The following is a 13,790-nucleotide window of genomic DNA, read 5'->3' as shown; positions in this document are numbered from 1 at the left end:
TGCAGGTGTTATTGCCCTGCCGTAAGAAATCTTTACCGGATACCTTACCTTTGGATTCCGAGAGATATCTGTTCCAGCAGCTCTATGCGCTGCTCGGTATCGTAGGCGTCCGGATAGGCAATATGAAGCCGTATGACAGCCCTGTAGGCTCCCGGAGCCACTTTGACCGCTCTGTCGTTTACTCCCAGCCATCGTAACCCCAGTTGTTTATCTCCCCGCCAACTGTCTGGATTTTGCCATTCTTCCGGCATAAGATTATCAAGATTTTCCCGGGAGTATACGAGGTTCCCCGTAATATCATAAATTTTCAGGGCTCCGGTAATTGTCATATACTCCCGATTCTTCTGATTTGACGGTATCGGAATGTCGATAATAAAGGCGATACCGCCGTGGTTGTATACAAACTGAGCAACTTCCTTTGAATGATATGCTCTCAGTTTATGGTCCTCCGCCAGGAAGCGAGGAGTGGCTATGGGACGAAATGGATTTGGGCCGGCCCGTACACGAAGTTCCAGACCCTGCAGCTCTACGTTAACCCGACGGTTGTTTTTGTCACGCTGTGTGTTGGAATGTTTGTCGGTAAACCTGAATTTGCCGCCTGCATGTATGCTGAGAAGATGGTCGACATTCAGGTCGTTGCCGTTTCTCATCTGAAATTTGGCCCGTTTCTCATCTTGTGAAACCAGAAAGAAATCAACCCCTTTAAGCATGGTGTCAACCTCTGTGGTCGTCGAATTGTTTTGATACCACACATGGAACGATTCAAAGGGGGAATCCCTGCCACCCGGGATATCATCCAGATCTTCACTGAATGTTACTGTTACGATATCCCGGCTTCGATCATTGTAATCTTTAATCTCTTTGACTACTTTCCATATAACCGGTGAAACGCGATCGGCAGCAGTAACGTTGAAGACATCCTGTGCCTCCTTTAGATTAACGATGGTAATCGCCGGCGTCCATCCTGTCTGCGGCGCAGCGGTTTCTTCTTCGGTAATTCCAATCAGAATAACATTTTTTTCAATGAGATGAATATCACTTACCGTGAAGACGTTTTGGTTATGCATAATGGTGATGTCGTGAATGGAAAATCCTGTAGTGTCAACTTTCTTATCGTAGGTGCATACGATTCCATCAATATACCCGTCAGCATCATAATCACGAGTGGAAGCTGAAATAAGAGCAGCATCCGGAGCGGTGACAATCAGATGGACGCAATCGGTGATAGTGGAATCCTTCGCCGAATGGAGGCAGACAGAGCCCCGGGTATCATGCTGAATTTCTGTGGTCTTGAAATGGATCCAGCATGCGGTACTGTCGGTGATTTGCGGCACCTGTGCTTCCGAAGACCAGATGATGCTGTCGTTGCGGCAGTCGATCGTGTTACCGAATCGATCATATAATCCTGCTTTAAAGAAACGATAATCTCCGGCATCGAGGCGAAGCGTATCTTCCACCGGTTTTGCCGTTTCACCGTTAAATATTACCAGAGAGTCGAGTTCATCGGGATATACCCTGAATTTGGGTGTTTTTGCTTCGAGGCCGTGAAGTCCGACGATAAGCTGATTGAGACTGTCGGGATCTGATGGAGCATAATAGAGCACGAATTTCACCGTGTCGATTCCATCGATAAAACATTCCGGACTTTGAATACCGGCGTCGGGCCTCTGATTAAGCAACGATGTAGTGTCTTTGACAATTGAGACCGGCGCCGGTTTTGTACCACCCCCACGACCTAAAATCTCCTGGTATACAACGAGCCGTCCGTCAGCATGTTCCGGATAACAATAAAGGCCGGGCACAGGGCCGTTTTCATTGCGCAGGCGGACCACTGCGGTAATTTCTTTGCCCGCTCGCATGCTGTCGATTTTGGGGTTTATAATTTCGATCTCAACCTGGGTTGGATTACCCGGCGTGAATTCTACGAGGATAGAATCGCTCGTTGCTCCGGAACGCTCTGTCTTTATCCAGCCGCTTCCGGTATCACTGGGTGAGAATGTCCAGCTTGAACTGCCCGAGGGGGATTTGGGGTCGGTTCCGGCAGTCGATGAACTAACGCTCCAGTCGGCGGTAACATCTTCCCACATTCCATTGTCGGAACGGAGTCCCTGAACATGGAGTGTTGTATCGTCATTGGTTGTCATCCTGAGCGTATCGACTTCGACTTTTCCATCTCCGGCAAGGATTTTGAGCGCGATTATCGAATATTTTCTGCTGATAACCAATACCGAATCGGTCAGATTGGAATACCGACCGCTCGTAGCGGAAACAGCAGCTCTGCCACTGTCTTGAACACTTTTTTCCATAAAACCCTGACCGGCAGATTCATCGCCATTCCGGGCGGTGATAATATCGGTATTGCTGCTTGGCCATGCGGTATTTGTTGAAGGGCCGATATAATTGCCTTCCCTGTCTCGAAGTACGGCACAGGCACTGTCGATCCGGGAATTGGGATCGATTTCAATAACATCGATTTCGCTGCTCCGTGTCGGATCATACAGGTTTGTGGCCGAACTGTCGGATGTGCCTTCAATGACAAGCTGTGCGGGGGGCCCTGGTTCAATATATACCAGGATACTGTCGCGGGTCAGGTCCTGAAACTCCCGGGGAAGGTCGGGTCTTTCGAGCTGTGCCTTTACCAGGATCGTTTTTCGGGCCTGTTTCGGATAGAACCAGGTTTCAAATCCGGTCGAGTCGGTTAAATATCCGATACTGCTGTCGCCTGCAATCCCGGTGGTGATATCCCTGAATTCCCATTTAATCGAGGAATCGAGCGGCGATGACTGATAGTCCTGAAGAATCCGGTTGTCGGCAAATATCTTCGAAAAAAGAGGTATGGAATCACCCGCCGGCCACAGCACAAGGGAAGGATACTCGGGATAGCCGCCCGGTGATGAAAGAAGTGAATCGATTCTGAGCTGACTGGGAAGGCTCCTTACATATTTGATTGTTAAAGCTCTATCTCTGGGATCCCGGGGATGTTTCCATTCAGCATCCAGCGTATCGGTCAGGCGGGCTTCGGTAATACCGTTATTGGGAGTCGAAAAACCGGTGTTACTTGAAATGAAAGATACCGTTGTTTCAAAAATCAGGTATCCGTTGCCTGAGTTATCTACCCTCATTGATGGATTTGTCAATCGAATGTTTTCTTCCCGGTCACCTTTGTTCCGGCTGGTAACCGTTATATATGCTTCGGAAAGTTCGGTAGCGTAAGTGGTGAGTCGGAGTGTGTACCGGGTGTCCTGCTGAGAGAGTGAATCGTTGAGTATTTCAAGCTCGCTGGCTGGATGGCAGGTGTAGGTGACACACGATGGATCGGCGGCTCCTTCCACTGCAATAGTGATATTAAAGGAGATTGTCGTGTCATCAACCGACTGGGTAGGGGAGGAAAAATGTGCATCGATAGCAATCTGGTTGTTTCCCGGGTGCAGTTCTATGACACTGTCGAGGAAAATCTGAAATTCGGTTTCGGAAATTACATAGATCGAATCGCTGTCGGCAGCAGACTGGCCGGTGGAAATATTTTTAACTGATACTGTTTGTGCGGCATAACCCTGACTTATCTCTCCCACAATAGAATCCACTATAGTGGGAAGCAGTGTCTGAGTGCTCTCCGGGGATATGGCAATATAGGCTCCGTTGGAATATTCGGCCAGATCGTTCAGGGCTCCTCCGGCATCACCACCTCCAAGAAAGATACCGTAAACCGGGATATTATTGCTCCGGAAAAACATCCGCTGAGTATCGGTGGGGCTGACCGATTCATCATTATCCGGACAGCACGGACGGCCGTCGGAAATGAAAATAACGGCTTTGTTTTTGTTCGGTGTTAGAGATGAATTCTGCAGCCATTCGATGGCGCGGTCGAGTGCTTCCCTATAATCGGTTGTGCCGCCGTTTCTGTCATTTACCCACTGCTCTAAAGTGTTTACAACATCCTGATCGAATTGGCTTTTACCGATTTCATCAAGAAGAATCGGTGGAAAGCTGTGGTTGCTCTCGATGTTGTCATTAAATCCGATATATCCGGCAGTTGATTGCGAGGCTGCGTGAGAAGTATAGAGACGGCTGATTCCCGCCTGGACCGCTATAGCACGTTGCCCGTAAGGATCGCCGGCCCACTCGCAATTACTATTGTCAAAAGGTATGGATAACGAATCGTATTGATAGGGTGCAATGGTATATGAGTCACCGGTTTGGTTTTGTAGCCCTCCATGACAAATAACATCATTATTCCCGTATCGTGTCGGATTCATACTCCCCGACAGGTCAACGACAAATATCAGATCCACCGGGGCATCCAGTGCCACGGCATCAAGACATAATCGAAGACCATCCCGGGAAATTCTCGTTACATTTTCCGGAACCCGCAGCGGTTGCCCGTCAACTAATTGAGTACGGTTAAAACAGGTGTCGAGATCGCAATCTTTCCACAGGTAGGTGCAAATGGAGTCTTGGCCAAGGGTACAAAGGGAAACTGCAAACCCCCACAGCAGGATTTTTGCCGCATTTTTCATCATCGGTTCCTCCCTATGTGTGCCGAAAAAGATTGATAATGAAATGGTAGTGAATCAGGATGGTTATTAAAGCGATTAAATAATGAGCGGTTTCTTTCGCCTTTCAACAAAACATTGAGAATTCAGGTATATAAAAATGTTTCTGTTTAATTATTTTGGCAAGTCTTGACGGTTTACGGGGGGAGTGTTGCAGTGCCTGGTTAAGCGATTGGGTTCTAATACCTTATATAAAAAGGTCGGACCCTGAGAGTTCAGGGGCCGACCATAATATAATCAAATTTGTCCGGTATCGGTTAGATGTCCATCGATGCCAGGCTTTTGAGCATCTTGAACTTTGCCTCAACCATTTTCTGGGCTTTGGCAAGGAGTTGTTTGGATGCTTCCGGCTTAGTTCTCTGGAGCACCTTGTACCGGTTTTCCTTGAGCGCATACTCGGACAGCGGCAATGTCGGATCCTTACAATCGAGCTGGAGCGGATTTTTGCCCTCTTCGGCCAGTGAAGGATTGTAACGATAGAGCGGCCAGTGTCCTGAAGCTACTGCATCTTTTTGTGCCTGGTAGCCCTTGAGCATGCTGATCCCGTGGTTGATACACTGGGCATAACAGAGTATCAACGATGGACCGTCGTATGAACCGGCCTCCATCAACGCCTTAACCGCCTGATTCTGATTGGCGCCCATGGCAATCCGGGCAACATAGACATACCCATAGGTCATGGCCATCATGCCGAGATCCTTTTTGAATGTCGGTTTTCCGCTGGCGGCGAATCTGGCGACTGCGCCCATTGGGGTAGCTTTCGATGACTGTCCGCCGGTATTTGAGTATACCTCAGTGTCCATCACAAAGATATTGACATCTTTACCGCTTGCAAGCACGTGATCGACGCCACCGTAACCGATATCATAAGCCCAACCGTCACCACCGAATGCCCAGACCGATTTTTTGGCCAGGTAGTCAACAACAGTCGCCAGGTCTTTACAGACCGGGTCGGATGATTTTTCCAGTTCAGGACGGACAGCATCAATACGCTTGAGCTGTTCCTGAATCTGTTCACGGGTCAACTGTTCGGCATTCAGTATTTCGCCGAGCAGGTTCTTGGTTTCCGCACTGCAGTTACCGTCTTTCACCAACTGGTTTGCCAGACGAATAGCGATATCATTAAATTTATCGACACACAGACGCATGCCGAATGCCAATTCCGCCGGATCTTCGAACAGCGAGTTGTTCCATGCCGGACCTCTGCCGTCGTCACGGGTGCAGTAGGGAGTGGTCGGAAGATTACCACCGTAAATCGATGAGCACCCTGTCGCGTTGGCGATTATCGAGCGTTCACCGAACATCTGGGTGGCCAGTTTTACATAGGCGGTTTCACCACATCCTGCACATGCACCACTGAATTCAAAGAGCGGTTTGACAAACTGACTTCCTTTAACCGAGTCAATCTTATAGAGACCTGGATCGGTCTCGGGTATCGTGAGCCAGTAATCCCAGTTTTTGGCTTCCCTGTCCCGAATCGGTGTTTGGGTTTCCATAACAATGGCGTCGCCCTTACCGGTCATGGGACAGTTTTCGACACACACACCGCAGCCGGTGCAGTCTTCAGGAGCAACCTGCAGTGTGTATTTCATACCCTTGAGATCTTTACCCTTTGCATCGGCTGATTTAAAATCGGTGGGTGCATTTTCAAGGTATTTGGGATCGTACGCTTTGGGGCGAATGGTTCCATGAGGACAGATGAGGGAACAGCGGTGGCACTGAATGCAGACATCGGGATTCCACACCGGAATCTGCACTGCAATGTTCCGTTTTTCATATTTCGTGGTTCCCACAGGCCAGACGCCATCGGCAGGCATTTCACTGATTTTGACGGTATGGCCTTCTTGTTTGAGCATCTTTGCAGTAACCTGTTTCACGAAATCGGGGGCATTGTCGGGCACCGGCTTGATCTCTTCGATTGGATTGGTAACTTCGCCGGAATATTCGACTTTTTCGATATTTTCGAGCGCCTTATCCACAGCATTGTTGTTCATACTGACCACTTTTTCGCCTTTTTTGCCGTAGGTATTCTGGATAGCCTCCTTAATGGCGTTGACTGCGGCGATCTGATCCATAACATTGGAAATCCTGAAAAACGCGGTCTGCATGACCACGTTAATCCGCGCACCGAGACCCAGACTGGAGGCGATGTCGACAGCGTTGATAATGAACAAATTGAGTTTCTTGTCGATAATCTGTTTCTGGACTCTTCCGGGGATATGATCCCATACCGTGTTTTTGTCGTATTGGGAAGTCAGCAGGAATGTACCGCCGTCTTCGAGATTCTGGAGCATGTCATACTTTTCGAGAAATGAGAAGTTGTGACAGGCAAGGAAATTGGCCTTTGAGATAAGGTATGGGCGGCGAATCTTGTTGGGACCGAACCGGAGGTGAGAGACGGTAATTGCACCGGCTTTTTTCGAATCGTAGACAAAGTAGCCCTGTGCATAGTTGTCGGTTTTTTTCCCGATAATTTTAATCGAGTTTTTATTGGCGCCAACGGTACCATCGGAACCCAGACCATAAAAAAGAGCCCTGAATGTCTGATCGTCTTCAACGCTGAATGTAGGATCGTATTTGATCGAATGTCCGGTAACATCGTCATTAATGCCCACCATGAAATGATTCATGGGTTTCTTCTCAGAAAGTTCATCAAAAACGCCTTTAACCATGGCCGGCGTAAATTCTGCGGAACCAAGTCCGTATCGTCCGCCGACAATTGTGGGATAGTCTTTGAACTGAGCGAGACCGTCACTCATGGCTTCGCCGATCGATGTGCGAATATCTTCGTAAAGCGGTTCTCCAAGTGAACCCGGCTCTTTTGTTCTGTCGAGAACGGCAATGCTTTTTACCGTTGATGGAAGTGCATTGATAAAAGCCTTGGTGTCCCATGGGCGGTAGAGTCGAACTTTGACCAGGCCGACTTTTTCACCGTGATTATTGAGATAGTCGACTGTTTCATGTGCAGCTTCACTGCCGCATCCCATCATAATGATAATCCGTTCGGCGTCGGGGGCACCCACATAATCGAACAGGTTATACTGGCGGCCGGCTATTTTGGCAAATCTGTCCATTGCTTTCTGGACAATTTCCGGGCAGGCATCGTAATATTTATTGACTGTTTCTCTTCCCTGAAAATAGACATCGGGGTTTTGTGATGTTCCGCGGAGGGTCGGATGGTCGGGAGTCATTGCCCGTGCTCGATGGGCTTTGATCAGATCCTCATCGATCATTTCTTTCATATCATCATAGGTTAATTCTTCGATTTTCTGGATTTCGTGAGAAACCCGGAATCCCTCATAGAAATGGATAAAGGGGATTCTCGATTCCAGCGTAGCTGCCTGAACGATCAGGGCAAAATCCATAGCTTCCTGCACACTCGCCGATGAAAGCAGGCCGAATCCTGTCTGACGGACCGCCATAACATCGCTGTGGTCGCCAAAAATCGAAAGCGCCTGACATGCAATCGAGCGGGAGGTTACATGGAATGCCGTAGGAAGTAGTTCGCCGGCAATCTTATACATATTGGGAATCATGAGCAGCAAACCCTGTGACGCAGTAAACGTGGTTGTCAGCGCTCCGGAACAGAGCGAACCGTGGACTGCAGCTGAAGCACCCGCTTCAGACTGAAGCTGCGAAACAACCGGGACTGTTCCCCAGATGTTCGTTTGATCCCGTGATGATTTTTCATCGGAAATTTCTCCTAAAGGTGATGAAGGAGTAATTGGATAAATCGCAATTACTTCATTAACCGCATGAGCCACATGGGCACATGCCGAGTTCCCGTCATGAGGAACCATTTTTCTTTTAGCCATTAGAAACTCCTGTAAGTGGAATATGGTAGATAGTCGTAAGAGTTAAACGTACCAAAATACATAGGTTGAGGAAGTCTTTTCAAGAAACCTTCTATACAAAGAAATCAAATTAATATAAAGAGAACCATTTTAACCTTCCATCTTTATTCGGCGGGGACGTCGTTACGAAATGCGAATAAACTCATGACTCCGCAGCCGAGAAGAAACATTACCACCGGAAAGGCGAGTCTGTCGGGGGAGGGGAGGATGTTCTGGTTGGTGTAAATCACCATATCATTAACAAGGGCAACCGCTCCGTCGGATTTGACATAGAGATCCAGAATAGCCATTTCCCGAAAGGGCCATAGCGCCCAGAGGGATCCGCCCATGAGGCCTATGAGGAAAGCCATGGTGGCGTCATACCAGCGGGCAAGGACCCAGGTAATCAGTTTGGCAAAAAGAAGAATACCCAGGAGCATGCCGATACTGAATATGCCCAGAAATACCGCAGCCTCGAAGGAAAAATTTTTCAGTTCGGAAATGGCGGAAAGAACGGTATAGTACTGTCCAAGCAGTATGAGCACCAGGGATCCGCTTATACCCGGCAGGGCCATGGCCGAAACAGATAAGGCACCCGATAGGGCGGCGCCCGCATAATCGATAGCAGCGTAAGTACGGATGGGACCCGAAGAACCGGCATCTGCGGCCAACTGTTCGGCATAGTACTCGGATTTGGCCTGTGCCTTGGCTGCAGGATCTACAGCGGTCGTTACATAGACAGTAAGTGCAAGGCCTGCAACAAGCGGCAGAATATGAAAGGCTTTCCATTTCTTGAGCAGCCGAAAGGGTATGATAATCGATACCAGGATAAGGCCGAAGAAAAATGCATGAGTCGGTTCGAACTGATTGGACAGAAGGTATTTCATAACCCCGGACAGTATAACAATAGCCACTGCCGCGCCAATCAGAAGACGGCCCAGAAACAAAAAATCATGCGCTGCAAGCCAGGCAATAATTTTGGAACGATTTTCCGCTTTTACCACTGCGCCCGGAATTGCGGCGGCTATCTCTTTCAGTTCTTTAATAATTCCTTTATGAAGCGTATCGAGCGACGCCATTACCCGCCCGTAGATACCAAAAACAAGCAGAAAAGTACCACCGGATACCCCTGGAATGATATTGGCCACTCCGATCATGACGCCGGTGGCGAGATCACGTATATGTGCCAGAATGTTCATCCTACTGCTCCCACCCCTGTTGGCCGACAAGGGGAACGAACACCACCGATGCAACGGAATCATGGTGCACGATACCTTCTTCGGTTCTGATATACACCTCAAGACGCTGTGATTCTCTCTGGCCGGTGGGGATTACCATTCTGCCTCCTACAGCAAGCTGTTGAGCCAATGTCTCCGGTACCGCCGGTGCTCCCGCCGTTACAATGATACGATCGTACGGGCCATGCTGAACCCACCCCCGGGTCCCATCACCGATCCGGAAAACGACATTCTGATATCCCATTTCACGCAGGCGTTTGCGGGTGGTTTCGCCAAGATCCCGGTGGCGTTCTATGGTATAAATTCGACGGGTGAACTGGGCAAGTATAGCGCTCTGGAATCCTGATCCTGTCCCTATTTCAAGAATTTTGTCATCCTGTCCAAGTTCCAGAAGCTGGGTCATCAGGGCAACAACAAAGGGTTGCGATATGGTTTGTCCCTGACCAATAGGAAGTGCATTGTTGTCGTATGCCTGCCCTCTCAGTGCCGGGTCGACAAAAAGGTGGCGGGGAACTTTGCGGAAAGCACTCAGTACCCGTTCATCAGTAATTCCTTTTGATCGTAAAATTTTAATGAGTCGTTCGCAGGCGATCTGCGGTTTCAGGTCATGCATGATGTTTGCTGTCTTTTTTCATTGCTATCCAGATTCGTAGTGTCAGCCAGATACCCGTTACAGCTTTAATCCACCTGAGGGTATCTTTCAGGTGGGAGATATGGCTCTGTGTTTGAAAATATAATGTCTGCACATTCACGTTGCCGATTGGAACCTTGTTGTGGCATGCCTTTAAAATAACTTCGGTCTCCATCTCAAAGCGGGGGCATTCGATTTTTATACTTTTTAGAAAGAATGACGCATAGGCGCGGTAGCCACACTGACTATCTTCAACTTTTGTCCCGCAGAGCATATTGATAATTCCCGAGGTCAGGGAATTTGAGAGTATACGCTCGATCGGCATGACGCCCGGCTTTCGGCTCCGCGATCCGATGATTATTCCCGCCGATGAATTACGCACTATAGCCTCCAGAAATTTTGGAAGATCTTCAACCGCATGCTGTCCGTCGGCATCCATGGTTATAATCCATTTATTCTTCCTTTCGATTAATGCTGCAAAACCGGTTGCAAGAGCACAGCCTTTTCCCTTATTTGAAGGATGGGATATATATTGGATTCCGAGCGATCGGCAGACCCTCTGAGTAGTATCGGATGAACCGTCGTCGACAACAAGGATTTGACCGGCAGGTGCCCGCTCCATAAGTTTCGGGAGAAAAATTTTCAGAGAGTCGGCGGCATTGTAGGCCGGAATACAGAGTGCAATATCCCCGGGCCAGGTATCAGGCGAGGAGTTCATCGTGACAAGGTTTCCTGGATAAGGTGAGATATTCGGTCGCCGCTATTTTCGGTGGTATCACTTTCGGAAAAAAAAATCGGATCATGGAATGTGATGTCAATCCGGGAAAAAGGTTTGGGAATAACGAATCTGTCCCACGAATTCAACCGCCATGCCGAGTGCACGACCGCCGTAAGCGGAACCACGGGAGCCCGGGCCATCAATGCAATATGAGCGATGCCGGGTTTAACTATTTCCGGAGGACCTTTGGGGCCGTCGGGAACAAGGACAATATTCTTATTTTTGTTCAGCAGGCGTACGCATTGCCTGAGTGCTGCAATTCCTTTCCGGCTCGATGAACCCCGGATCGTATGCTGGCCCCACCGGTGGGCAAGGGCTGTAGCCATATCGCCATCCCTGCTCGCAGAAACGACGGTCGTCATATCGCAATTACGAAATCCATAGGCAAAAAAGAGAATGTTGGCATGCCAGAAACAGTAAACAGTTCTCTGAACCGTCGAAAAGAGCGGATTGGTATCACGGTTTCCCGAAAAAGAATATCGCCAGGTTTTTCCCAGTAACGAAAAAAGTGCCCAGGAGAAAAAACCGACAAGCTCTGTTGATAAAGAATTTTGCATCTATTGAAAATAACGTTTATTCAGGCCTGAACGGAAAATATTTATTTTATCATCCCGAAATTGCCCCATTTCAGTCTCTCTGGTGGCTGATTTATTCGTCCGGTGGCTGCGGCTCTCGAAGCCACCGTCCGAAATCCACGCTCAGGACGCCATTTCCTGAAACAGGGACGCAAAGAGCGGTTCACGCCGCAGGTAGCTGACTTTATACTGACTTTCCCGAACCATATTTTTTACCCGGAGTTTCTCTTTCAGCAGATCATACGAGTTTTTTGGAAGCACGTTGAGTTCCGGCAGTGATAATCGTTCGGAGCCACGTTTTGTTTTCCACTCGGGGTTGATTTCGGTAAGAACCCGGTCGACGGCGCCTATGAACCTGTTTTTGTTTTCCGGAGTAGGGGAGGCGGCAAATTCGGCATAGAGCGTGTAAATCATTCTGTTTTCATCACAGATCATGGTGAAAAATTCGACCGGCATTGCAAGGTCTTTTGAAACCCGTTTCGTTGCCATAATGATCTGTTCTTCAGAAAGTTTTTCTCCCGTTAAACTGGTGATTCCCTGTCCTTTGTACATAAATTTAAACAGTGGCGCCTGGTTGTAAAAACCGGTGATTTCAACAACATCGTTAATATCATACCGGTAGAGCCCGCTCAGGGTGCTGAATGTAATGAAATAACGTTTTCCTTTCTCGACTTCCCATGCATTGAGAACGGAGGGATGCAATGTGTCACGCTCATCCTCGGGAATGAATTCGAAATGGTAGGCTGCGCAGGGAAGGAGTGATGATTCCCAGTCGTTTTCGAGCGTAACGGCGCGGGCTTCACTGGCAAAATAACCGAATTCCCGTATGACCGTTGATTCGGGGTAATAACCGTCGAGTTTGGGGATAACAAGCGAACAATTCCCCTGCGTCCAGGTGTTGACGCATGCGAGGTTGGGCCAGTAGTGCCCAGGCCGGAGGTTGTCTCCGTGTTCTTTCAGAATTTGTTCCAGTTCTGCCGCGCGCGCAGGCATGGGAGCAAGACCGAGCAATGCTTCTTCTCTGTCATCAGGACCGATACTTTCCACAACATCATCTCGAAGGGTCCCGTCACGAATATCTTTTACCAGGTCGGTATAGTTATCCATTACCACCTGGTGGATTTTGAGAAGGGACGACGGATTCGCCGAGATAATGTAGGTGATATTTTTAGCGAGCGCAAAGCGGAGAAGGCCGTAATATTTTTTCATGTAATCTTCGATAGTCATGATCGGATAGGGGACCGAATAGAGACTTTTAAGAATGCCCGGGATGTTTTTGTAGGTCAAACCTGAAATCGAACCGCAGGGGGCGCCGTCCGCAACAGTACCTTCAACCGGCGAGCCGACCAGTGAAAGATTGGCGCCGTTCCAGATTGACGGATTGTCATGAATACACTTGTACAGCCACGCCCGGGAGAGACTTTTGAGTACTCTGTCGAATTCATACTTACTTACCGGTATGAGCTTGGGTTTGTCGGTCGTGCCGCTCGTTGTGTTGTAAAGGATGGGTTTCCCGGGAAAGAGGACGTCGTTTTCACCCTGCTGCATGCGGTCGATATAAGGCGCGAGTCCGTTGTACGAACGGAATGGGACGGCTTTTCGGTAATCATCGATTGTTCGTAGTGATGAAAACCCGTGGTCCCGGCCAAATCGGGTGTTTTTTCCCTGTTTGATGATTTCTTTGAAGATCGTTTCCTGGGCGATACGAACGTTTTTGCTCGATTCAATAATTTTCTTTAATTCGGGTTTACCTCCGAGGGAGAGTACTGCTTTTTTCAGCCATACCGGGCTCATAGAAATCTCCTGGTTCTTGAAAGAGTGCTCCGGCATCCAGCAATAATACCGGATTTGCCGATATCCGGACTGGTTTTATGCCGCTTTCCGGCGGGATTCTCAATCTTTTTTCCGAAAAGTATCATGAAACCATTTCAAATAAGTTACATAATATATGTATACGGTGTCAATGTATTAATACTACTCCGATTATTCGGCGTCGGCAATGATTTTTTCCCCCTGAGCCGGCAAAGCCGGAAAGCGTTTGATGACGAGATCAAGATTCTTGAGAATGATTCTCTGGTGGGGGAACCGCATAGCGTTTCCCCCTGGTCTGAGTTCCCGATTACAATCGGGATCTCAGACGCACCCCCTCCAGCAAGGGCGGCCGCGCTATGTTGGGCGCCTG

General features: G+C 48.7%; 7 protein-coding genes. All 7 read right to left on the bottom strand.

Features of this window, described 5'->3' with window-relative positions:
• Positions 1 to 44 precede the first annotated feature (44 nt).
• The 7 genes from GF401_08375 to GF401_08345 all read right to left on the bottom strand — a co-directional run bounded on the left by GF401_08375 (position 45) and on the right by GF401_08345 (position 13,438).
• On the bottom strand, positions 45 to 4,520 hold the full coding sequence (locus GF401_08375) for a hypothetical protein (protein MBD3345062.1): 4,476 nt from the start codon (positions 4,518 to 4,520) through the stop codon (positions 45 to 47).
• 290 nt (positions 4,521 to 4,810) lie between these two features.
• On the bottom strand, positions 4,811 to 8,368 hold the full coding sequence (gene nifJ / locus GF401_08370; protein ID MBD3345061.1) for a pyruvate:ferredoxin (flavodoxin) oxidoreductase: 3,558 nt from the start codon (positions 8,366 to 8,368) through the stop codon (positions 4,811 to 4,813).
• A gap of 143 nt (positions 8,369 to 8,511) precedes the next feature.
• A complete protein-coding gene (locus tag GF401_08365; GenBank protein ID MBD3345060.1) occupies positions 8,512 to 9,543 on the bottom strand; it encodes a DUF368 domain-containing protein in 1,032 nt (343 codons plus the stop codon).
• A gap of 43 nt (positions 9,544 to 9,586) precedes the next feature.
• Positions 9,587 to 10,237, bottom strand: coding sequence for a protein-L-isoaspartate(D-aspartate) O-methyltransferase (locus GF401_08360; protein ID MBD3345059.1), 651 nt, complete (start codon positions 10,235 to 10,237; stop codon positions 9,587 to 9,589).
• A complete protein-coding gene (locus GF401_08355; protein MBD3345058.1) occupies positions 10,230 to 10,973 on the bottom strand; it encodes a glycosyltransferase in 744 nt (247 codons plus the stop codon). Before GF401_08355 ends, GF401_08360 begins: the two co-directional genes overlap by 8 nt.
• Positions 10,970 to 11,590 (bottom strand): DUF374 domain-containing protein, encoded by a 621-nt coding sequence (locus tag GF401_08350; GenBank protein ID MBD3345057.1) that lies wholly within the window; start codon positions 11,588 to 11,590, stop codon positions 10,970 to 10,972. The genes GF401_08355 and GF401_08350 overlap by 4 nt, the downstream gene beginning before the upstream one ends.
• Positions 11,591 to 11,731: 141 nt before the next feature.
• Positions 11,732 to 13,438 (bottom strand): hypothetical protein, encoded by a 1,707-nt coding sequence (locus GF401_08345; protein MBD3345056.1) that lies wholly within the window; start codon positions 13,436 to 13,438, stop codon positions 11,732 to 11,734.
• Positions 13,439 to 13,790: the final 352 nt, after the last annotated feature.

The organism is Chitinivibrionales bacterium, from assembly GCA_014728215.1.
In the GTDB taxonomy this organism is placed as follows: domain Bacteria; phylum Fibrobacterota; class Chitinivibrionia; order Chitinivibrionales; family WJKA01; genus WJKA01.
The sequence above is the reverse complement of the archived record's forward strand: the minus strand, read 5'-3'. Positions and strand labels throughout refer to the sequence as shown.

Coding starts and splice junctions, on each gene's coding strand:
- nifJ (MBD3345061.1), bottom strand. CDS start 8,368: ATGGCTAAAAGAAAAATGGTTCCTCATGACGGGAACTCGGCATGTGCC.
- GF401_08360 (MBD3345059.1), bottom strand. CDS start 10,237: ATGCATGACCTGAAACCGCAGATCGCCTGCGAACGACTCATTAAAATT.
- GF401_08365 (MBD3345060.1), bottom strand. CDS start 9,543: ATGATCGGAGTGGCCAATATCATTCCAGGGGTATCCGGTGGTACTTTT.
- GF401_08355 (MBD3345058.1), bottom strand. CDS start 10,973: ATGAACTCCTCGCCTGATACCTGGCCCGGGGATATTGCACTCTGTATT.
- GF401_08345 (MBD3345056.1), bottom strand. CDS start 13,438: ATGCCGGAGCACTCTTTCAAGAACCAGGAGATTTCTATGAGCCCGGTA.
- GF401_08375 (MBD3345062.1), bottom strand. CDS start 4,520: ATGATGAAAAATGCGGCAAAAATCCTGCTGTGGGGGTTTGCAGTTTCC.
- GF401_08350 (MBD3345057.1), bottom strand. CDS start 11,590: ATGCAAAATTCTTTATCAACAGAGCTTGTCGGTTTTTTCTCCTGGGCA.